This is a genomic window from Aromatoleum toluclasticum ATCC 700605 (assembly GCF_000378245.1).
In the GTDB taxonomy this organism is placed as follows: domain Bacteria; phylum Pseudomonadota; class Gammaproteobacteria; order Burkholderiales; family Rhodocyclaceae; genus Aromatoleum; species Aromatoleum toluclasticum.
This window is the reverse complement of sequence record NZ_KB899511.1, coordinates 45048-67040: the sequence shown is the minus strand read 5'-3', so window position 1 is coordinate 67040 and position 21993 is coordinate 45048. Positions and strand designations below refer to the sequence as shown.

19 protein-coding genes are annotated in these 21993 nt (G+C 65.4%); 5 read left to right on the top strand and 14 right to left on the bottom strand.

Annotated elements, in window-relative coordinates:
* Positions 1-4: 4 nt before the first annotated feature.
* Entirely contained in the window at positions 5-2722 is a 2718-nt protein-coding gene (gene acnA, locus F464_RS0124530; protein WP_018992505.1) for an aconitate hydratase AcnA, read from the bottom strand.
* Between the two features lie 335 nt (positions 2723-3057).
* Between acnA and F464_RS0124525 the strand changes: the two genes are divergently transcribed.
* On the top strand, positions 3058-5655 hold the full coding sequence (locus F464_RS0124525) for a bifunctional aconitate hydratase 2/2-methylisocitrate dehydratase (protein ID WP_018992504.1): 2598 nt from the start codon (positions 3058-3060) through the stop codon (positions 5653-5655).
* Between the two features lie 223 nt (positions 5656-5878).
* Here the strand turns inward: F464_RS0124525 and cls are convergent, their stop codons facing one another.
* The gene (cls, locus tag F464_RS0124520) at positions 5879-7426 is read right to left on the bottom strand and encodes a cardiolipin synthase (protein ID WP_232429029.1); all 1548 of its coding nucleotides are present in this window, start codon (positions 7424-7426) and stop codon (positions 5879-5881) included.
* A 247-nt stretch (positions 7427-7673) separates the two neighbouring features.
* Between cls and F464_RS0124515 the strand changes: the two genes are divergently transcribed.
* Positions 7674-9092 (top strand): dihydrolipoyl dehydrogenase, encoded by a 1419-nt coding sequence (locus F464_RS0124515; protein WP_018992502.1) that lies wholly within the window; start codon positions 7674-7676, stop codon positions 9090-9092.
* A 58-nt stretch (positions 9093-9150) separates the two neighbouring features.
* On the opposite strand, the gene F464_RS30640 is transcribed toward F464_RS0124515, so the two are convergent.
* The 8 genes from F464_RS30640 to F464_RS0124470 form a co-directional block, all read right to left on the bottom strand.
* The gene (locus tag F464_RS30640) at positions 9151-9315 is read right to left on the bottom strand and encodes a DUF1328 domain-containing protein (RefSeq protein WP_018992501.1); all 165 of its coding nucleotides are present in this window, start codon (positions 9313-9315) and stop codon (positions 9151-9153) included.
* A gap of 123 nt (positions 9316-9438) precedes the next feature.
* Complete coding sequence (locus F464_RS30635; protein ID WP_018992500.1) at positions 9439-9597, bottom strand: DUF3309 family protein; 159 nt, start codon at positions 9595-9597, stop codon at positions 9439-9441.
* 363 nt (positions 9598-9960) lie between these two features.
* Entirely contained in the window at positions 9961-10089 is a 129-nt protein-coding gene (locus F464_RS30630; RefSeq protein WP_232429028.1) for a DUF3096 domain-containing protein, read from the bottom strand.
* A gap of 47 nt (positions 10090-10136) precedes the next feature.
* Positions 10137-10361 carry a hypothetical protein gene (locus tag F464_RS0124495; RefSeq protein ID WP_018992498.1) on the bottom strand — a complete coding sequence of 75 codons (225 nt, stop codon included), beginning with the start codon at positions 10359-10361 and terminating at the stop codon, positions 10137-10139.
* 255 nt (positions 10362-10616) lie between these two features.
* A complete protein-coding gene (locus F464_RS29490) occupies positions 10617-11315 on the bottom strand; it encodes an ABC-type transport auxiliary lipoprotein family protein (protein WP_232429027.1) in 699 nt (232 codons plus the stop codon).
* Positions 11315-12274, bottom strand: a complete 960-nt coding sequence (locus tag F464_RS0124480; RefSeq protein ID WP_018992496.1) for an MlaD family protein — start codon at positions 12272-12274, stop codon at positions 11315-11317. The genes F464_RS29490 and F464_RS0124480 overlap by 1 nt, the downstream gene beginning before the upstream one ends.
* Positions 12259-13113 (bottom strand): ABC transporter ATP-binding protein, encoded by an 855-nt coding sequence (locus F464_RS29485; protein ID WP_018992495.1) that lies wholly within the window; start codon positions 13111-13113, stop codon positions 12259-12261. Before F464_RS29485 ends, F464_RS0124480 begins: the two co-directional genes overlap by 16 nt.
* A 1-nt stretch (position 13114) precedes the next feature.
* Positions 13115-14251, bottom strand: coding sequence for an ABC transporter permease (locus tag F464_RS0124470; protein ID WP_018992494.1), 1137 nt, complete (start codon positions 14249-14251; stop codon positions 13115-13117).
* 330 nt (positions 14252-14581) lie between these two features.
* Here F464_RS0124470 and F464_RS0124465 point away from each other — a divergent pair, with 330 nt between their 5' ends.
* The 3 genes from F464_RS0124465 to F464_RS0124455 all read left to right on the top strand — a co-directional run bounded on the left by F464_RS0124465 (position 14582) and on the right by F464_RS0124455 (position 18602).
* Positions 14582-16798, top strand: coding sequence for a DUF6600 domain-containing protein (locus F464_RS0124465; RefSeq protein WP_018992493.1), 2217 nt, complete (start codon positions 14582-14584; stop codon positions 16796-16798).
* Between the two features lie 138 nt (positions 16799-16936).
* Entirely contained in the window at positions 16937-17680 is a 744-nt protein-coding gene (locus F464_RS0124460) for a Crp/Fnr family transcriptional regulator (protein WP_018992492.1), read from the top strand.
* 286 nt (positions 17681-17966) lie between these two features.
* The gene (locus F464_RS0124455; RefSeq protein ID WP_018992491.1) at positions 17967-18602 is read left to right on the top strand and encodes a Crp/Fnr family transcriptional regulator; all 636 of its coding nucleotides are present in this window, start codon (positions 17967-17969) and stop codon (positions 18600-18602) included.
* A 41-nt stretch (positions 18603-18643) separates the two neighbouring features.
* On the opposite strand, the gene F464_RS31190 is transcribed toward F464_RS0124455, so the two are convergent.
* From F464_RS31190 to F464_RS0124435, 4 genes are all read right to left on the bottom strand, one after another.
* A complete protein-coding gene (locus tag F464_RS31190) occupies positions 18644-18790 on the bottom strand; it encodes a hypothetical protein (RefSeq protein ID WP_018992490.1) in 147 nt (48 codons plus the stop codon).
* A gap of 66 nt (positions 18791-18856) precedes the next feature.
* Positions 18857-19432 carry a C40 family peptidase gene (locus F464_RS0124445; protein WP_232429026.1) on the bottom strand — a complete coding sequence of 192 codons (576 nt, stop codon included), beginning with the start codon at positions 19430-19432 and terminating at the stop codon, positions 18857-18859.
* The gene (locus F464_RS0124440) at positions 19429-20073 is read right to left on the bottom strand and encodes a 3'-5' exonuclease (RefSeq protein WP_018992488.1); all 645 of its coding nucleotides are present in this window, start codon (positions 20071-20073) and stop codon (positions 19429-19431) included. Before F464_RS0124440 ends, F464_RS0124445 begins: the two co-directional genes overlap by 4 nt.
* Positions 20070-21968 carry a DUF294 nucleotidyltransferase-like domain-containing protein gene (locus tag F464_RS0124435; protein WP_018992487.1) on the bottom strand — a complete coding sequence of 633 codons (1899 nt, stop codon included), beginning with the start codon at positions 21966-21968 and terminating at the stop codon, positions 20070-20072. The genes F464_RS0124440 and F464_RS0124435 overlap by 4 nt, the downstream gene beginning before the upstream one ends.
* Positions 21969-21993: the final 25 nt, after the last annotated feature.

The window sequence follows — 21993 nt, the reverse complement described above, 5'->3', positions numbered from 1 at the left end:
GGTGTCAGTCCGGGCGACCGAGAATCTCCCGCAGCACGTAGGGCAGGATGCCGCCGTGGCGGTAGTAATCGACTTCGATCGGCGTGTCGATGCGGCAGGTCACCGCCACGTCCCGCATGCTTCCGTCGCTGCGGCGGATCGTCAGCGTCAGGTCCTGGCGCGGCCGCAGTGTCGCATCTATGCCCCGGATGTCGAAGGTCTCGTCGCCCCTCAGGCCCAGATTCTCCCACGAATCCTCGCCCTTGAACTGCAAGGGCATGACCCCCATGCCGACGAGATTGGAGCGGTGGATGCGCTCGAAGCTCTTCGCGATCACGGCCTTCACGCCGAGCAGTTGCGTGCCCTTGGCGGCCCAGTCGCGGCTCGAGCCGGTGCCGTACTCCTCGCCGGCGAACACGACGGTCGGGACGCCGCGTGCCAGGTAGCCGGTCGCGGCCTCGAACACCGTGGTCTGCCTGCCGTCCAGCAGCGTGTAGCCGCCTTCGACGCGCGAGCCGTCGTCGCGCGGCGGCAGCATCATGTTCTTCACGCGCACGTTGGCGAAGGTACCGCGCACCATCACGTCGTGGTGTCCGCGCCGCGAACCGTAGGAGTTGAAGTCCGGTTTTGCGACGCCGCGCGACAGCAGCCACTTGCCGGCCGGCGTGCTGTCCTTGAAGGAACCCGCGGGCGAGATGTGGTCGGTCGTCACCGAGTCACCCAGCAGCAGGAGCATCCGCGCGCCGACGATGTCCCCGACTGCCCCCGGCTGCGCGGAGAAACCGTCGAAGAAGGGCGGTCGGGCGATGTAGGTCGATTCCGGCCATTCGTACACCTGTCCCGTGGTCGCCGGGATCTCGTTCCACAGGTCGTGATCCTTCGTGAAGTCGGCATACAGTCGCGTAAAGGTCGCCGGATCCATCGCGAACGGCAGCACCGCGGCGATCTCCTCGGAGCTCGGCCAGATGTCGCGCAGATACACGGGGCGCCCGTCGCTTCCGGTGCCCAGCGGGTTCTCGGTGAGATCGACATTGACGCGCCCGGCGATCGCGAATGCCACGACCAGCGGCGGCGAGGCGAGGAAATTAGCGCGCAGGTTGGGATGGATGCGCGCCTCGAAGTTGCGGTTGCCAGACAGCACCGCCGCCGCGATCACGTTGTTCTCGTTGATCGCATCATTGAGTTCGGGCGCCAGATCCCCCGCGTTGCCGATGCAGGTCGTGCAGCCGTAGCCCGCCAGGGCGAAGCCCAGCTGCGCGAGCGGCTCGAGCAAGCCCGCGCGGCCCAGGTAATCGGTCACCACGCGCGAGCCCGGGGCGAGCGAGGTCTTGACGTGCGGTTGCACGGAAAGCCCTTTCTCGACCGCCTTCTTCGCCAGCAGGCCCGCGGCGATCAGCACCGCCGGGTTGCTGGTGTTGGTGCATGAGGTGATCGCCGCGATCAGCACGTCGCCGTTGCCCAGCGTCACGCCCGGCAGCGCGGTCGGAAAGCGCGTGCCGAGCGCGGCTTCAGGCTGGCCGAAGCCGTTGTCGCTCGCGGGCAGCGAGAACAGGCGGTCGAACACGTCCTCCATGTCCTTCAGTGCGATGCGGTCCTGCGGCCGCTTCGGGCCGGCCAGCGAGGGAACGATGGACGCGAGATCCAGGCGCAGCGTCGTCGAATAGTCGATCTCGCCTGCGCGCGGGACGCCGAACAACCCTTGCGCGCGGAAGTAAGCCTCGAACAGCTCGCATTCGGCGTCCGTGCGTCCGGTGCCGCGCATGTAGGCGACGGTCTTCTCGTCGACGGGGAAGAAGCCCATCGTTGCGCCATATTCGGGCGCCATGTTGGCGATCGTCGCGCGGTCGGTGACGGACAGGCTCGCCGTGCCCTCGCCGAAGAACTCGACGAACTTGCCGACGACCTTCTGCCTGCGCAGCATTTCGGTGACGGTGAGCACCAGGTCGGTCGCGGTTACCCCTTCCCTGAGGCAGCCCGTCAGCTCCACGCCGACGACATCCGGCGTCAGGAAATACACGGGCTGGCCGAGCATGCCGGCTTCCGCCTCGATGCCGCCCACACCCCAGCCGACGACGCCGACGCCGTTGATCATCGTGGTGTGCGAATCGGTGCCGACCAGCGTGTCCGGGTAATACAGCCGCCCTTCGGAGGTGTCATGCCCGCGCACTCCGCGGAACAGGTATTCCAGGTTCACCTGATGCACGATGCCGATGCCCGGCGGCACGACCTTGAAGGTGTCGAAGGCCTGCATGCCCCATTTCATGAACTGGTAGCGCTCGCGGTTGCGGTGGAATTCGAGCTCCATGTTCTGGCGCAGCGCCTGCGGGGTGCCGTAGTGGTCGACCTGCACCGAGTGGTCGACGACGAGGTCCACGGGCACGAGCGGCTCGATCAGCTTGGGGTTTCGCCCCGTTTCGGCCGCCACGTTGCGCATCGCTGCGAGGTCGCACAGCAGCGGCACGCCGGTGAAATCCTGCAGGACCACGCGCGCGACGACGAAGGGAATCTCGTCCGTGCGCTCCGCATCCGCACCCCAGTTCGCGAGCTGCCGCACGTGCTCCTCGGTGACCTTCCGGCCGTCGCAGTGGCGCAGCACGGCCTCCAGCACGATGCGCAGCGACACTGGCAGGCGTGACACCTTGCCGGCTCGCGCCGCTTCGAGCGCCGGCAGCGAATGGAAGAGGCCGCGCGCCCCGGAGGCAGTGGAAAAGGTCCTGAGCGTGTCGAAAGCGGCTTGGGGCATGGTCGATCTCCTTCCTTGCGGTTCGTGAGCGAGACGTTCGATGGTGATCCGGGGTATTTCGCGATCCGATGTTCGTGTCCTGTTGGAACGATGCGTTTGCGATGCGTTCCCGTGTCGCGTTACCCGAATCAGGCGACGGACCAGGGCCGCGCGATCGTCGGGATCCCGCCGGCGGGGGTACGCAAGTCCTTGTGGAGGAGTAGAATTCGCGCGCTCACGAGCGATCGTTGTTGCATTGCACCTCAAGTCTTATAAAAGACATATAATCTCGCAGCGTCGTCCGGGTCCGCTGCCCCGACGCCCAGCCAACGTCACGAATAAGGAAGGAATCCGCCGTGCTTGAAGCCTACCGTGCCCACGTCGCCGAGCGTGCCGCCCTCGGCATCCCGCCGCTGCCGCTGTCGAAGCAGCAGACCGAGGATCTGGTTGCCCTGCTGAAGAACCCGCCGAAGGGCGAGGAAGCCTTCCTCGTCGAATTGGTGACCTATCGCGTTCCCGCCGGCGTGGACGACGCAGCCAAGGTCAAGGCCGCCTTCCTGGCGAAGCTCGCGAAGGGCGAGGAAAGCTGTGCGCTGGTGTCGCGCGCCAAGGCCACCGAACTGCTGGGCACGATGCTGGGCGGCTACAACGTCAAGCCGCTGATCGACCTGCTGGCCGACGCCGAAGTCGGCACCGTGGCCGCCGAAGGCCTGAAGAAGACCCTGCTGGTCTTCGATTATTTCCACGACGTCGCCGAACTCGCGAAGGCCGGTAATGCGAACGCCAAGTCCGTTATGCAGAGCTGGGCCGACGCCGAGTGGTTCACCTCGCGTCCGGAAGTGCCCGCCTCGCAGAAGCTGACCGTGTTCAAGGTCACCGGCGAAACCAACACCGACGACCTGTCGCCCGCTCCGGACGCCTGGTCGCGCCCCGACATTCCGCTGCACGCGCTGGCGATGCTGAAGAACCCGCGCCCGGGCATCGAGGCCGACGAGCCGGGCGCCCGCGGCCCCCTCAAGCAGCTCGAAGGGCTGGCGAAGAAGGGCAACCTGATCGCCTACGTCGGCGACGTGGTCGGCACCGGCTCCTCGCGCAAGTCCGCCACCAACTCGGTGCTGTGGTTCACCGGCGAGGACATCCCCTTCGTCCCGAACAAGCGCTTCGGCGGCGTGTGCCTGGGCTCCAAGATCGCCCCGATCTTCTTCAACACGATGGAAGACGCCGGCGCGCTGCCGATCGAACTCGACGTCAACCAGATGGACATGGGCGACGAGATCGAACTGAAGATCGACTCCGCCACCGCCAAGGTCACCGCGCTCAAGAACGGTGCCGTGATCGCCGAATCGCAACTGAAGACCCCGGTCATCCTCGACGAAGTGCGCGCCGGTGGCCGCATCCCGCTGATCGTCGGCCGCGGCCTGACGACCAAGGCGCGTGAGGCGCTGGGTCTGCCCGTATCCACGCTGTTCCGCCTGCCGGCGCAGCCGAACGATCCGGGCAAGGGCTACTCGCTCGCGCAGAAGATGGTCGGTCGCGCCTGCGGCCTGCCCGAAGGCAAGGGCATCCTGCCGGGCACCTACTGCGAACCGAAGATGACCACCGTCGGCTCGCAGGACACCACCGGCCCGATGACCCGCGACGAGCTCAAGGATCTGGCCTGCCTCGGTTTCTCGGCCGACATGGTGATGCAGTCCTTCTGCCACACCGCCGCCTACCCGAAGCTGGTCGACGTGCGCATGCACCGCGAGCTGCCGTCCTTCATCTCGACCCGCGGCGGTGTTGCGCTGCGTCCGGGCGACGGCGTGATCCACTCGTGGCTGAACCGCCTGCTGCTGCCCGACACCGTCGGCACCGGCGGCGACTCGCACACCCGCTTCCCCATCGGCATCTCCTTCCCGGCCGGCTCGGGCCTCGTGGCCTTCGCCGCGGCGACCGGCGTCATGCCGCTCGACATGCCGGAATCGGTGCTGGTGCGCTTCAAGGGCAAGCTGCAGAACGGCGTCACGCTGCGTGACCTGGTCAACGCGATCCCCTACTACGCGATCAAGCAGGGCCTGCTGACCGTCGAGAAGAAGGGCAAGAAGAACGTCTTCTCCGGCCGCGTCCTCGAGATCGAAGGTCTGCCGGACCTGAAGGTCGAACAGGCTTTCGAGCTGTCCGACGCCGCTGCCGAGCGTTCCGCTGCCGCCTGCGCGATCCAGCTGAACAAGGAACCGATCATCGAGTACATGCGCTCGAACATCACGCTCATGAAGTGGATGATCGCCAACGGCTACGACGACAAGCGCACCCTGGGCCGCCGCATCAAGGCCATGGAAGCCTGGATCGCCAAGCCGGAACTGCTGAAGGCCGACGCCGACGCCCAGTACGCCGCCGTGATCGAGATCGATCTGGCCGACGTGAAGGAGCCGATCGTCGCCTGCCCGAACGACCCGGACGACGTGAAGCTGCTGTCCGAAGTCGCCGGCGAGAAGATCGACGAAGTCTTCATCGGCTCGTGCATGACCAACATCGGCCACTTCCGCGCCGCCGGCAAGGTCCTCGAAGGCAAGTCGGACATCCCGACCCGCCTGTGGATCGCCCCGCCGACCAAGATGGACGCGATGATCCTGAACGAGGAAGGCTACTATTCGGTGCTCGGCAAGTCGGGCGCCCGCATGGAGATGCCCGGCTGCTCGCTGTGCATGGGCAACCAGGCGCAGATCCGCAAGGGCTCGACCGCGATGTCGACCTCGACGCGTAACTTCCCGAACCGTCTTGGCATCGACACCCGCGTTTACCTCGGTTCCGCGGAACTCGCGGCCGTGTGCGCGCTGATGGGCAAGATCCCGTCGGTCGGCGAGTACATGGAGCAGGTGCAGGCCGTCAATGCGAAGGCCGCCGAAGTCTATCGCTACATGAACTTCGACCAGATCAAGGAGTTCGCTGAAGTTGCTGAACAAGTTACGGTTTGATGTCCAAGCCGTAAGCGTCAGGTAGTACCCCGGAAACCCGCACCGTTACTGGTGCGGGTTTTTGTTCTTTTGGACCGCTGAACCGCCTGGCCGGTAGCGCCTGAGGGCGCGATTGTCGGCAAGGTCAGGGGCATGCCCAGCCGTCCTTCGCCACCCGGTTCGTTGCGCTGTCTGCACTGTCCGACATCTGGTCGTCACGGTCGGCGAGATCGGCCTTGCCCGCTCATAACCAGTACTCCCATGCCCGCGCAAACAATTCCTGGAGGCGCAGATGGAGCGGGCGGCTGCGCCACTGTTCGAGCGTGATCGCGTCGGACTCCGCAAGATCCTTCTTGAACATCGCGTGAACCTGGCGGCCGAACTCCGCGCCCAGCACCACTGCATTCAGTTCGTGATTGTGCAGGAAGCTGCGCCAGTCGAGGTTGGTCGAGCCGATCGTGGCCCACACGCCGTCGATGAGCGCCGTCTTGGAATGCAGGATCGCGCCGCGCCGTTCATGGATCTTCACCCCCGCGCTCAGCAGTTGATCGTAATAACCGCGTCCGGCATGGAGGACTAGCCAGGAGTCGGTCTGTCCGGGCAGGATCAGTGTCACGTCGACGCCCCGGCGGGCCGCGGCCTTGAGCGCTGCCAGCAACTGGGGGTCGGGCACGAAATAGGCGTTGGTCAGGAGTACGCTGCTCTCGGCACTGCCGATTGCCGAGAGCAGCGTGGCGTAGATCAGGCTGAAGGGTTCGTCGGGAGAACTGCCGATCGCCCGCACTACGTGCGGGCCGGCGTTGTCGAGGCGCGGGAAGTAGTTTCTTTCCTTCAGTGGAGCACCCTTTTGCGCTTCCCACGTCGAGAGGAACAGTTTCTGTAATTCCGCGACCACCGGTCCCTGCACTTGCAGGTGCGTATCGCGCCACCCGACGTTCCCGTCCGGGCCGGGACGCGTACGCTGTTTGCCTGAGCCGCTCGAGTACACGCTGCTGATGTTGATGCCCCCGAGGAATGCGGTGTGTCCGTCGACGATCAGCAGCTTGCGGTGGTCGCGCTGATTCAGTTCCCATTCCTTGCGCGTCACCAGGGGGTTGAGTGGATTGAATTCCAGGACGTGGACGCCGCTGCCGGTCAGGCGCTGAAAGAAGTCGGCCGGCGTGCCGATGGTGCCCGCGCTGTCGCGAATGAGATTGACCTGGACGCCTTGCTGCTGCTTGTCGATCAATGCCTGTGCGAAGCGCTGGCCGATCTCGTCGTCGTCGAGGATGTAGGTTTCCATGTTGATGTGGTTGCGGGCGTCCCGGATGGCCGCGAGCATCGCGCTGTAGGTGGCGGGGCCGTCCTGCAGAAGCCGTACGCGATTGCCCGTGGTCAGGGGGCTGCCGGCGATGGCCTCTTCGAGGGCCAGGTGACGCTCGAAAATGTCGGTTTCGCGTCCGCCACTGGCGAGGCGGTCGAGAACCGCCTTGCTCTGCTCCGCCGAAAGTGGGCCGTGTGCGCCCTGCAATTGCGGCGCTGGGCCGCGCCGCGACATGTCGGGCACGATGGTCGGCAGGTTTCCACAGCCGGCCAGGACGAACAGGCCGAACAGGCCGGCCATCCGGAACTTGCGCCATGCAAGCCGGCGAGGGGTGAGCGGTGCTTGGCGAAGGGTCATGTTTACTCTACTGCAAGGCTTGGCATGCGTCGCTGTGCGCAACATCCGGCGAACCGGTGTGCTGTGGGCGCCACACTCCTTGAAGGCAAGTCTAGGCCGGTTCCATGCCGTGTTCCATGTGCCGTCGAACATGGGGCTAGCCCCGGCTGGTCCCGGCCGCGATTGCCCATCGGCGGCCCCGCCGCTCGCGAACGCGGTCGTGAGCGGCTTCGACACCAGCTTCGCCCTATGTGTGCTTGCGCACAGAGTGAATCGTCGAGCTGTCCTAGTCTCGTCGCTGGCGGCAAAGCGCCGCAGCCATGCGAGCGATCCGGAGGGGATTGCTGCGACCGTCGCCGGGATTGTGCGGCAAGGGGCCACGGTGAAAGGAGACAGAGAGATGAATACCGTCGAGATTGACGTTGCAGTGGTCGGCGCCGGTACGGCAGGACTTGCCGCATTCCATGCAGCAAGGAAAGCGGGTGCGAGTGCCGTGCTCATCGAAGGCGGCGAATACGGTACCACTTGTGCGCGCGTCGGATGCATGCCGAGCAAACTCCTCATTGCCGCCGCCGAGGCTGCCCATGCGGTCGGGCGCGCCTCAGAGTTCGGCGTCCATGTCGATGGCCGCGTCCGCATCGATGGTCATGCGGTGATGGCGCGTGTGCGACGCGAACGCGACCGTTTTGTCGGATTCGTGCTGCGCGACGTGGAGGACATTCCAGAGGCGGAGCGCATCGGCGGGCACGCTTGTTTCGTCGACGACCATACCCTGGAGGTCGATGAACATACGCGGGTCACGTGCAAGAGTATTGTCATCGCAACCGGCTCGCACGCCGTCTGCCCGGATTCGTACAAGTCCCTGGGAGATTGCCTGATCACGAGCGACGAGGTGTTCGACTGGGACGATCTGCCCAAAGCCGTGGCCGTGATCGGTCCCGGGATCGTTGGGCTGGAACTGGGCCAGGCACTGCACCGTTTGGGGGTTCGTGTGGCCGTGCTCGGGCGTGGCGGTCGTGTCGGCCCCATCAGCGATCCCGAGATCAGGGCCTGCGCCTGCGAGACCTTCAACGAAGAATTCACCCTGGCGCCCGATGCGCGCATTGCCGACGTACGCCGTTATGGCGACCGCGTCGCCATTCGACGCGCGGGGAAGGACGGTTCCGAAGTGGTCGAGTATTTCGATTACGTGCTCGCTGCGACCGGCCGCGTGCCCAATGTGGCGGACATCGGTCTCGACCGGACCACGCTCACGCTCGATGACAAGAGCGTGCCGTCGTTTGATCCATCGACCACCCGGACGGTGAGCGTGAATGGGGCAAGCCCGATTTTCATTGCGGGAGATGCGGGCAACTACATCCCGCTCCTGCATGAGGCGGCCGACGAGGGGCGAATTGCCGGTGTCAATGCCGCGCACCTCGCGCGGGGCATGCCGGTGATGCCTGGACTGCGGCGGGCGGGCATCAACGTGGTGTTTACCGATCCCCAGATAGGAGTCGTGGGAGGTGGCCTTCGCGCGATGAAGCCCGGGACTTTCGCGACCGGCGAGGTGAGTTTCGAGGACCAGGGGCGTGCGCGCATCCTGCTCCGGAACAAGGGATTGTTGAAGGTGTACGGTGATCTGGCCACTGCCCGCTTCGTCGGGGCGGAAATGGTGGCCCCTGCTGCCGAGCACCTTGCACATCTGCTGGCGTGGGCCTTGCAGAACGGGATGACGGTCGCGCAGATGCTGGAGATGCCGTTCTATCACCCCGTTATTGAAGAGGGAGTGCGGACCGCACTGCGCGACCTCGACGCCAATCTGCGCACTTGGGTGTGAAAGTGAACACATGGCCGGGGTTCATCCAGTGCCGGGTGGGCGCCCGGAGGCAGCGCAGTCATTTTCGGCCTCTGAAGCCCATCACCAGCGACACGACAAAAAGGACAACAAAGATGAAGAACAGGATCCTGGCGATCTCCACGGCGCCCGCGGCAATGCCGGTAAATCCGAGCAGACCTGCGATCAGTGCGATCACCAGAAAGACTACGGTGTAATGCAGCATTTTTGTGCCTTCCCATTATGTGAAGTCGCATCGGCAGACGTGCGGGGGCAGTATCGAAGGCCGGCCCGACGTGCTGCCGGAACCGCCTTCCAGTTCTTCTGCGGGTCGGGAGTGCGAAGGGCTCTATATCCTGCCCATCAACAACAGGATAAGCAGGATCAGCACCACCACGCCGAGACCGCCGCTGGGGCCGTATCCCCATCCCTGGCTGTGCGGCCAGGTCGGGATTGCTCCAATCAGCATCAGGATCAGAATGATCAGCAGGATTGTTCCGATTGACATTGCATGACTCCCGACAGTGCGGCTGAGCGGCGCAACATTCAGGAGGCACGCTCGAAGCGTGCCGATGTTGCCCTGTCCAGGGCGCCTGCACCGGCCTCGCAACCGTCTTCCCTGTTGCACCTTCGCGACGGCGATCCATTGCCGGACTGCTCGGATACGGTGTCCGATACCGACCGTCATCGCCGGGTGCTTGCCCGCAATGGTACTCACCGAGCTGCATTCGTCTGTACGGCAGCGCACAGAAGGCATGAGTGGATCTGTCGAGCATCCCATGCCGGGTGGTGCCAATGCATATGCATGAGGCCTGAATTGTGGCGCGGGAAAAGTTGACGCGTCTCGGTAGGCACCGACCCGCTGCGGGGCTCAGCGCAGATTGAGAGCGCCAGCACCAAAGAGCCCGATCAGGCCGATGAGAATCAAATAGATCGCGACGATATAGTTCAACAGTCGGGGTGCGACAAGAATCAGAATCCCGGCGATCAGCGCCACCATGGGAGCGAGGCCTAAGTGGATAGTCATATCGGTTCCTTTTCTTGCGTTCATTTTTTCGACACTACGGCGAAAGCGATCACGCACGCGCCGCCGACGATGAGGGACCAGCCGACCGGCGGCGGAATCGAAACCGTATGTGTCCGCTCGGCGGTCGCCGTGATCGGTCCGATCTGGAGAATGTTTTCGGTCGTCGTGTAGCTGTAATGGTCGTAGCCCAGAACGGCTGCACCCATCACAATCAGTGCGACTCCGGTAAAGAGCAGGGCTTTCATCGTGCGTCGATCCTTTGACTTGCGCCCGTTGATGAGAATGTTTCCGTCCGCCGGATAACTATTACGCGGAAAGCGCGCTTGGCTCTGTACGGTTCCGCACAGAGCGCTCGTCCCGATGAGCGCCGGTCGTCCCCATCCCGAAAACGTTGCACAGCAATCGGCCCTGCGTGTGCGCCGTGCAATCGTCGTGCTTGCCGTGGCGCGTAAACTCCGTTTCCGGGCTGCGCGGCCGGCGTTCGCCGAGCCGTTGCAGTCTCAGCGCGTGGGAATGCTTTCGGGGAGTTTCGGGACTTCGGATCCGGTCGAGAGCCGGTTCGCCAACGCTTCGGCACAAAACGAGGCGAGTTGCTCGAGCACGGTCTGCACTGCGCGATTGGCCGCTACGACTCCGCCGTAGGGGGTCTCGCTCGGGGCCGCAACGGTTTCATCGAACTCGTGCGAAGCCACGATCCGGCGCGTCCTGTTATCCACGAGCATGGCGCGCAGCGTGAAACGGACTCGACTCGGCCGGCCGGAGAAATCGTGATGCAAGCGGGTGATCTCGGTATCGAGGCGCAACTCACCCGTTGCCGCGCTCGGCGCCAGCACGACCGCGCGGAATGCTCCGCTAAGCTCGACCGCGGCGACGATGAGCGGCGCCAACATGCGCGCCGGCGTGTCGACCCATTCACTGTGCGCGAAGTATTCCAGTTTGTGGGCTTCGCGCACGTAGATGATGCGCTGGCTGTCATAACCGGATACCGCGTGCGGCGGGTTGATGATCAACGTGGGCGAGTCGATCGATGCGCCCGTCGGAGAATGCGTTGACGGCCCGGTCTTTGTCCGTGCGTCGTCCAGCGAATAGAAGCCCGGCGGCGGGGCCGCCGTCTGGCGCAGTGCGCTGCAGCCTGCACCGAACACCAGCAACAAGCCGGCGGCGGACAGCAGGGCAACCCGTGCGAGGGATGGATTCATCATCGCCGTTGTTCCGTCAGTGGTCCGGTTGCCGACTCTCCCGGTCCTTCCGGCACCGGCTTGCGCCCGAACAGGAGCGCTGCGGGGTTGCGTTCGGTCTGTTCGCTGAGGCGCCGCAGCGAGGTGGCCAGCACACTCAGTTCGCCGAGCAGGCGTTCCAGTTCGGGCAGCGTCCCTTCCGAGAAGCGCTTCACATCGGCGCTGACCGCGTCGACGGTCTTGCCGGCGCTGGCACTCGTACGGGAGACCTCGTTGCCCATCTTCTCGATCGCCGCAGCGCTGCGCCCGATTCGGTCGATCACCGGGCCGGCCTGCGCGGCGGCACGCGAGGTGTTCTCGAACGTACTGGCGGCCTGGGTGATGCCCGCATCGAGTGCATCCTTGCGCGCGGCGATCGTGCGCGCGACGGTGGCGATATCGGTCAGCGCACTGTTGAACGCCGCCCGATTTTCTTCACTGAGAATGGCGTTGATGCTGGCCGAGGTGCTGTCCAGTTTTGCCAGTACGCTCGTGAGCACGTTTTCCAGTCGTGCGGCGAGCGAGGGCTTGGTCCGGATCACCGGATAGGGGCTGCCTGCGGTGGCGCGCAGCAAAGGCGCATCCTGTGTGCCGCCGCCGAGTTCCACGTAGGCGATACCGGTCAGACCCTGCGTCTTGAGGACGGCGACCGTGTCCTCCTTGATCGGTGTGCCGCGCTCGATGGCGAAGAGCAGGTTCACCCGTTCCGGGTTGGCCGGGTCGAGTCGGATCTGCCTTACCTTGCCGACATCGACGCCGTTGTATTTGACCGGCGCATTCAAATTCAGGCCGGCAACCGATTCGTCCTCGATCGCCAGATAGAGATCGTATTTCTTCTGGAACGCACCGCCCGAAGCGAGCCACAGTGCTCCAGCGATAAGGACGGCACCCAGAACGAGGACGAAGGCGCCGACAACCGCATAATTTACTTTGTTTTCCATGACGATTTTCCGATTTCCCTGCCGCTGTGCGCGTCGTGCGGCAGTCGACCCTGTTCCTGGGCCGCTCTCCCGCGCGGGCCGTCGAAAAATTTGCGGATCGCGGGGTTGTCCATTTGCGCGAGCTCGGGCATCGAACCAATGCCTTGCACCTTGCCGTCGGCGAGGACAGCGACGCGGTCGGCGAGTTGCCATAGCAGGTCGAGGTCGTGCGTGATCATCACGATGGTCAGGCCGAACAGGTCGCGCAGCCGGCGTACGAGCTGGTCGACTTCCCCGGCGCTCTCGGGGTCGAGTCCTGCAGTCGGTTCGTCGAGGAAAACCAGCTCCGGGTCGAGCGCCAGCGCGCGTGCGAGCGAGGCCCGCTTCATCATGCCGCCGCTGAGTTCGGACGGATACTGCACCCCGACCTGAGGTTCGAGCCCGGCCGTGGCAAGCTTCGAGGCCGCGATTTCATCGATCAGCGCGTCGTCCAGCCCGGTGTGCTCGCGCAGCGGCAAACCGATGTTCTCCCGTACCGTCAGCGATCCGAACAATCCGCCATGCTGGAACATGACCCCCCAACGGCGGCGCAGCGCGAGGGTTTCGTCGTCGGCGTCGCCATGGCCGAGCGTCTGCAGATCGACGCCGAGGATGCGGATGGAGCCTGCATCCGGCCGATGCAGTAGGATCATTTCACGCAACAGCGTCGATTTGCCGGAGCCGCTGCCGCCGATCAAAGCGAATATCTCACCGCGGTACACTTCCAGGTCGATTCCGGAATGCACGAGGTGGTCGCCGAAGCTCGTAGACAGCTTGCTGATCTCGATGACTGCTTCGTTGGAAGGCGTCGGGCCGGGCATGTCAGAGGTCCAGCGCACTGAAGGCGACCGAGAACAGGGCATCGGCAACGATCACGAGGAAGATCGACTGCACCACGGCACGCGTGGTCTGGCGGCCGACGCTGTCGGCGCCGCCACGGGTGCGAAAGCCCTGGAAGCAACCGACCACGGCGATGATGGCGGCGAACACCGGCGCCTTGCCGACGCCGAGCAGGTAGGCCGTGACGCTGATCGCTTTGACGAAACGGTCGAGAAAATCGCCGAAGCCCACGCCCAGTTGCGTGCGCGCCATGATCATGCCGCCGAACACGCCGAGTGCGTCGGCGAACACGGTCAGCAGAGGCAGCACGATCAGCAGCGCGAGAAGCTTGGGCAGCACCAGCAGATCCAGCGGTGCAATGCCGAGCGTGCGCATGGCGTCGATCTCCTCGGTGACCGACATCGTGCCGATCTGGGCCGCGTAAGCCGAACCCGAACGCCCGGCGACGATGATGGCGGTGATCAGGGGGGCGAATTCGCGCAGGATGGAGAGGCCGACGAGGTCGGCCACGAAGATGTTGGCGCCGTACTGCCTGAGCTGGCCGGCGCCCTGATAGGCGACGACGACGCCGAGGAGGAAGGACAGCATCCCGACGATGGGCAAGGCGTCGAAGCCGGCGCTGCGAATGTTGTACAGAATCGGCCGCCACCGGAGTCGCGTCGGTTGTGCGATGCATCCCCCAAGCGCGAGCGCGCATTCCCCGACGAAGCTGAGCAGCGCGAAGCCCTGCTGTAGGGGGGCTTCGAAGTGCCGGCCCAAACGTTCGAGCGGCGTTGTGGATGCGATCGCAGGCACCGCCAAGGTGCGCTCCTGATCCGCCATCTGTTGCCGGATCGCTTCGAGCAATCGGCCGAATTCGGGGCGCAAGGCGCGCAATCGCACGCCCTTGGCGTCGTCTTCCAGCCGGTGCAGGAATTTCTGCAGGACCCAGGCGCCTGCGGTATCCAGAGCCTCGATGCGTGCGCCGTCGACGACCAATTCCTGGCCGGCGGGTGTGGTCAGCGCGTCGAGCTGCGGCGTGACGGCGCCGATCCCCTGCGCGGTCCAGGCGCCCGAAAGCACATACTCCTGCGGCGATGATTGGGTGATGGCGGCGGGTGCCGCCGGTGTGCGGCCCATGGCGGAACTCGAGACTGGATGTGTTCGAGCATAGAGGAAACGATTTTCCGTGTTTGTTCGCCAACGCACATATGCCGTGCGGCGAGGGGAACGCCATCGGTTACTCACTGCACATGCTGTGGTGTTGGTCGCAGTGAGGCCGCAGGGCCATCGACGGCGTTGCGCCCGAAATTGCGGACCTCGTCGGACCGGTGAGCAGGCTTGGTGCGCTAACGAACAGACCGTCTGTGCAGTGCGTCGTATGGTCTTCTCATCTTCCCCGAACAGCGACGTTGACGTCGACGCGGTTTAGTCCGTGCCTGAAGGCGCGTTCCCGCGGAAGGACTCCTCATGAATACGCCATCTCTTCGTCTCCGCATACTCGTACTGCTGGCCGGCATCGCAATCTTGCTCTTCAGCGGCTGGGCTGGTGCGGACCCGCCGTCGCGCATCGCGCGGCTTGCATACATCGCCGGCGCGGTGAGCTTGTCCCCCGCGGGCGACAACGACTGGTTCGAGGCCTCGGTCAATCGGCCCCTGACCACCGGGGACCGCCTGTGGGTCGACGCCGGTGCGCGAGCCGAGTTGCAGACCGGCGGAGCCCTGGTCCGCATGAAGGCCGGTACCGGCGCCTCCATTCTGAATCTCGACGACCGCACGACTCAGCTGCAGCTGACGCAAGGCACATTGAACGTGCGCGTGCGTCGTCTCGCGCCCGGCGAGATCTTCGAGGTGGATACGCCGAATCTTGCCTTTACCCTGCGGAAACCCGGTGCGTACCGAATCGAGGTGGATGCCGACAACGATGCGACGACGATCTTCGTGCGCCAGGGCCAGGGCGAGGTGTACGGTGAGGACGCGGCCTACGTCATCGATCCGCGACAACCGTATCGCTTTACCGGCACCGGCCTGCGCGAATACGAGTATGTCGACGTGCCGCGCCCGGACGACTTCGATCGCTGGGCGAGCAGTCGCGATCGCCGCTACGATGACTCGCGCTCCGTCCGCTACGTGTCGGAGGACGTGGTCGGCTATCAGGAACTCGATGAGTACGGCGACTGGCGCGACGACCCGACCTACGGCAGCGTCTGGTACCCGACCCGCGTGGCCGTTGGCTGGGTCCCCTATCGCGACGGTCATTGGGCATGGATCGACCCCTGGGGCTGGACCTGGGTGGATGACGCCCCCTGGGGCTTTGCCGTATCCCATTACGGCCGCTGGGCGTATCTCGGTGGAACGTGGGCGTGGGTCCCAGGTCCCGTGCGCAGCCGGGCGTACTACGCCCCGGCACTGGTGGTGTTCGTGGGCGGTGGCAACTTCCAGCTTACGATCTCGAGCGGCCCCGTCGGCGGTGTCGCATGGTTCCCGCTGGCGCCACGCGAAGTGTATCGACCGGTCTACCAGGTCAGCCGCAACTATTTCGAGAACATCAACCGCAGCAACACCGTCATCAACACCACGGTGATCAACAACTATTACAACAATACGAACGTGACCACCGTGGTCCACGCCAATCGGACCGTCGAGGGTGCCGTCGTCGCCGTACCGACGACGGCGTTCGTGCAATCGCAGCCGGTATCGAGGAGTGCGGTGCGGGTATCCCGCGAAGTGGTCGGAAGTGCACCGCTTGCACTGGCCGCGCCCATCGCCCCGACCGAAAAGAGCATCCGCGGCGCAGCCAGCCAGGGCGGGAAACCGCCGCCGCGCGCGTTCGAACGCGGCGTCGTCGCGCGCACCGCGCCTCCGCCTGCACCGATCGGATTCGCGGCACAACAGCAGCAACTGAATGCCCGGCAGGGCAAACCGCTCGACGAGGCCGAGCGCATGGAGCTCAAACGCGCAGCGACCGTGCCGGCACCCGCCGTCAAGGTGGTCGCGCCGAAGCAGGAAGCGCCGCCGACGGTGCAACCGCCGCAGGCGGGATTCGGAGCCAAGGCCGGCGATGCACGCGGACAGTCCGAACAGCGGGGGAGGGGCGAGGAGCGCGGACAGCCCGCGGCACCGCAGCAGGAACCGTCCGGGCGTGCAGCGCAGCCTCCGCTTGCGCCGCAGCAGGCGACGCCAGCCGCACCGGAAGCGCAACCGCGCGATATACGGGGCAGACCGGAAAGGCGCGGCGACGATGGGCAGCGGGGAAGGGTGGACGAGCGTGGAAACGATGAACAGCGCGGACGAACCGCTGCCCCACGCCCCGTCGAGCCCGAACCCGCTGCGCCGCGTGTGACACCCGCCGTGCCGCCAAACCCCGCGACGCGAACGAGGCCGGTCGAGCCCGCTGTCCCGGCGACGCCCACCGAGCCGGCCGCACAAGTGCCCGAACCACGACGAAAGTCCGAGCAGCGCGAGGAGCGGGAGCCGCGTCGAGAGCGACCGCAGCGCGAACCGGCAATAGCGCCGTCTCCGGCCCGAGGTGCGCCACAGCCCGAGGTCGCACCGCAACGTGCGACCCCGCAGACCCCGGACGTGCAGTCGCGCGAGCCGCGCGACGAGGAACCCAAGCCTGCTCAGGGCAGGGGACGCAACAAGAACAAGGACAGTGAAGAGCAGCAGGAAGACAACCGCCGTTGAACACCGAGGGCAGGGACGCGCGGCGCAAACGGCGCGCGGACGTTCTGCGCCGTGTCCTTGGGTGTGTGTTCGCTGCCGCACATATCGGAAGCCAGGGCCTATACTGAGGACGGTTATTCGACGAGTGGAGGACCGGGTATGTCCGACTCTCAAGATCCACGCCAGAATCGCCTTCTCGCAGCCCTCCCGGACGACGAATACACGCGCCTCGTTCCGCAGCTGGAACTGGTTTCGCTGTCGCTCGGAGACGTGCTTTACGAGCCCGGGATCCAGATGCATCACGTCTATTTCCCGACCGACTCGATCGTGTCCCTGATGTGTGTCATGGAGAATGGCGCCGCGGCGGAGATCGCCGTGGTCGGTAACGAAGGGATCATCGGCGTCTCATTGTTCATGGGCGGCGAAACCACGCCCAGCCGGGCTGTCGTGCAAAGTGCGGGGTACGCCTACCGGTTGGCGGGCGATCGCCTGAAGGAAGAATTCGATCGTGTCGGGGGGCGACGCTCCGGTGCAGTGCATGACCTGTTGCTGCGCTACACGCAGGCGCTGTTGACGCAAATGGCGCAGACGGCGGTGTGCAACCGCCATCACACGCTGGATCAGCAACTCTGCCGCTGGCTGTTGTTGAGCCTGGATCGCCTGCCGGTGCAGGAGCTGCTGATGACCCAGGAACTGATTGCCAACATGCTCGGCGTGCGCCGCGAAGGCGTCACGGAGGCGGCCGGCAACTTGCAGAAGGCCGGACTGATCGAGTACAGGCGTGGTCATATCACCGTACTCGACCGCGTGGGACTGGAGGCGCGTTCCTGTGAATGCTACGCCGTGGTCAGGGACGAGTTTCGGCGCCTGCTGCCGGAGGGCGGCGAGCCGCAGCCGGACTGACCGGGGCGCGCGATGCAGGGTTTGCACGCCCGGCGGCACGGGCGTCTTGTGTGCGTTACCGTCCAGACAATCGCCGGATTTTCCCCCAAGCTGCCACTGGCTCATCGAATAACGTGGGTTTTCAGCCGGTTGGCGCCGGGAAACCGACCCGGTCGTCACTTCTCCGAGCATCGCCCGCGCCGCCCCCAACGTCTGGAGAGTGTCGGTGGTATCCCCTGGGGCATTCCTTACGACCAATCGTCTTCTCGCGGAGTTGCCGCCGGACGAAGCCAGAGGATTTCTGGGCATGTGCGAGCTGGTCGAACTCGAATTTGCCGAGATCCTGGCCGAATCCGGCAAACGCATTCGCCATGTTTACTTTCCGACGGAGGGTTTCATCGCCCTGACCACCAATCCGATCGACCGCCGCGCGAGCCTCGAAGTGAGTCTGGTCGGCAACGAGGGGATGCTCGGCAGTTGGCTTGTGCTGGGGGTGGACGTGGCGCTGCTGCATGCCCAGGTGCAGCACAGCGGTCAGGCACTGCGCATGGACGCCGCTTCCTTCTGCAGCATGCTTGAACGATGTCCGGCTCTGCGCCGGGGGCTCAAGCGCTATCTATATGTGCTGATGGGGCAGCTGGCGCAAAATGCTGTCTGCACCCGCTTCCATGTCGTCGAAGCGCGTCTGGCCCGCTGGCTGCTCATGGCGCAGGACCGGGTGCACGCCGACAGTTTTCACGTCACGCATGAATTCCTTGCCTACATGCTCGGTGTGCGCCGCGTCGGCGTGACAAAGGCGGCCACCGCCTTGCAACATCGGAAACTGATCAGCTATAGCCGCGGGAACGTGACAATCGTCGACCGCAAGGGGCTGGAAACTGCCTCCTGCGGGTGCTATGCCGCCGACAAGGCGGCCTACGCGAGAATCATCAACCCGGGCTGAATGGAGCGCGATCCCCACGGCCGCGGGGCATTGATGGCGACTCAGTCGTAAGGGGTTGCGGGACTCTCGTCGGCCGGCACTACATGGGTGACGAGATCGCCGTCCTGCCAGCGATGCAGCAGAAATCCACCGTAAAGGAGGGTGCCGGGAGCGACCACGTGCGGGTCGGACAGCTGGGCAATCAACATGTGGGACACCTCGTCGGGACTTCACTGAAGCCTAGACGAGAACCCGCGTTGCAGCGGAGGCGTCGTTCAGTTCGCCTGCGGCAGGTGCAGATCGCCTTCCGGAACCATGCGGCGTGCGCCGTTGAAGCGCTTGGCCCAGTAGCTCTGGCTCATCTCGTCGATGCGCACTTCGCCGCCGCTGGCCGGGGCGTGCAGGAAGCGGCCGTCGCCGACGTAGATGCCCACGTGCGAGAAGGCCTTGCGCATCGTATTGAAGAACACGAGGTCGCCCGGCTTGAGATCCTGCTTGCCGACCTTGTCGCCGACCTTGGCCATGTCGCGTGCCGTGCGGGGCAGGTCGAGCCCCAGGGCGTTGCGGAACACGTTCTGGACTAGCCCGCTGCAGTCGAGGCCGGTCTCGGGCGAGTTGCCGCCGAAACGATAGCGGATCCCGAGGTAGTCCATGCCCTGGTTGATGAGCTCCTGTGCCGCAGTGCCGTAGCGACCGAAGGACGAGGCCGCCTCGGCGGTCTGGTCGGCCGGAGCCGGTGTGTCTACGGCGCCCGCAGGCGGGGCGAACAGCAGGGCTGCCGTGGCGAGAAGTGCGATGAGACGGGTCGTCAGGCGGTGATGCATGGGTCGTGCGGGGGAAATCCGATTCATCCGTGGCGCCTCAATTGCCGGCGGCTGTGTTCGAGATCCGCCAGGCTGCGTGGGGTGTTGAGACCGAGCGCGCGTGCGCGCGCCTGTGCGGCCAGCATCAGCTGTGCGATTGCCCAGGCGTCGCCCAGCGCGTGGTGGCGCTGGAATGTCTCGATGCCGAAGGCTTTCATCCAGTCGGCAAGGCGGGCCGGTCCGTCGATGTGTTCGTCGTAGAGGGCAGGCAGGAGCCAGTGCAGGTCCAGCCAGGTCCAGTCGGGTGTAAGGCCGAGCCGTTCGTCGAGCGCGCGTTCGAGCAGGCTGCGGTTGAACGACGCATTGAAGACCACGACCGGGCCTTTGCCGGCGAAAGTGAGCAGGTTCGTCAGCGCCGTCGCCGCATCGGGCTCCAGCGGCGCGTAGTAGCTGTCCTGCGGCGACAGGTGCTCACGGTCGATGGCGATCGCCGCGACCGCGAGCAGGCGGTCCTTGTCGAGATCGAGCCCGGTTGCCTCGGTGTTGACGACAACGTAGCGCGTCTCGAAATGCGTGCTGCCCAGCTCGGGGGCGGCAAGCGCCTCCCAACTCGCGATCGCGTCGCGCAGCGCGGCGTCGAGCGAGGCCGTGTCCGTGCGGTTGCCAAGCAGGCGGGTGAGCCATTTCATAGCTGGTAGTCGAGCTTCAGCCGCAGCTGCAGCTTGCGGGCCTGCCGGAACGCTTCCTTGAGGATGCGCCGATCGAGTTCGTTGAGCGTGTCGGGGTCGATGCGGTTGTCGCCCGGTGCGTCGTGTTCGGTGTCGAGGTGCTGCGAGCGCAAGCGCAGCAGCTGGATGAAGTGGAAGCCGTCGATCAGGGCGGCGATCTCCTCGGCCGGCATGCCCATCCGCGTGCCCGCCTGGCGCAGGCGCTGCACGGTGCTGCTCGATGCGACGTCGGCGCGCAAGGCGAGGATGCGGGCGACGTCGACGAACAGGCGCGCCCCCGACTTCTTCAGGTCAATCGTGCCGTCGTCCTCGACGACGAAGTCGCGGATGCGTCCGAGCGGCGGCGCGACCTGCAGCGCGTTCGACGCCATCAGGCGCAGGAAATTGGAGTAGGCCTTGGCCGTGCGATTCAGCCACGCCCGCAGCTGGTCGCCCAGGCGCTCGTTGCCGCACAGCACGCGGTAGTCGAAGAAGATCGTCGCGTTGAGCAGGGCCTGCGGGTCGGGCTCGCGGATCCAGTCGCCGAAGCGTCCCTTCCACTCATCGAGCGTGAGGCACAGCTCGGGATTGCTCGCCATGATGTTGCCCTTGCACAGCGGAAAGCCGCAGGCGGCGAGGTCTTCGTTCACCTTTTTGGCGCAGGCCAGCAGGCGGCTCTTCAGGGCGGATGGGTCTGCACCTTCCGGGCAGACGTAGATGATGCCGTTATCCTGGTCGGAGGACAGCGTCTGCTCGTGGCGGCCTTCCGAGCCGAAGGCCAGCCATGCGTAGTCGATGCCGTACAGGTCGTGCTTCGCGCGCGCGAGATCGATGATGCGGCAGGTCAGGGCGTCGTTGAGCGCCGAGATGAACTGCGTCAGCTGTTCCGCTCCGATACCCTGGGCGATGAGATTGAGCGCCAGCTGACGGATGTCGCGGCTTGCACGTTGCAGGGCTTCCAGGTCGTCCGCGCCCTCGATGCTGGAGCGGATCTGGCGCAAGCCGATGCGCTGCAGCGCGAACAGGTCGCGCTCGGACACCACGCCCTTCAGACGGCCCTCCGAATCGACCACCAGCAGATGGCGCACGCCGTGCGTCGCCATTTCGAGGGCGGCGTCGTAGGCCGAGTCGGAGGCCGACATCACGTGTGGCGTTGCGGTCATGACGTCGCCGATCGGACGCTGCAGGTCGATGCCCGGCAGCACGACGCGGGGCAGCAGGTCGCTCTGAGTGAGGATCCCGAGCGGCTTCCGGTCGGCGTCGGTGATCACCATGCAGCCGATGCGCATCTCGGACATCTTCTCGAGCGCGGCGCGGATCGAGCTGTCGGGCGTGACGAAGATCGGCGCTTTCTTCACCAACTGTCCGAGCGGCGTCGTCATCGTCTGCTGCTCCGCTGCGCGCTGCGCGAAGGTGCTTTGCAGCTGCTGGCGCGACTGGTTGAGCAGGCTGGCGATGTACTGCGTGCAGAAGACCTGGAAGACGGGGCTCATCTGCATGAGCCTGAGGAAGTCTTCCGCCGGCAGCTGGAATACGAAGCTGTCTTCCACGGCCACGTAGGCGTTGGTCGAGGGCCGCTGCGCCGCGATCGCGCCGATGGGGAAGCATTCGCCCGGCCCGAGTGTCATCGCGGCGTAGTCGGTGACGCTCGCGGGGCCGAGCTGGCGGGCCTGCACCTTGCCGCGCTGGACGATGTGGAAGTGCGTCGGCTGCCCCATCTCCGGCGTCAGGATCTCGCTGCCGCGCGCGTGGAATGCCAGGGTCGCGCGTTCGGCCAGGAATGCGAGCGCCTCCGGCTCCATCCGGTTGAACGGCGAGAAGCGCGTGAGGAAGTCCGAACTGGCTCCGACCAGCATTTCCGAGGCGGCAGCGGGCATGGGGGCTTTCGCAGGCAAAAAACCT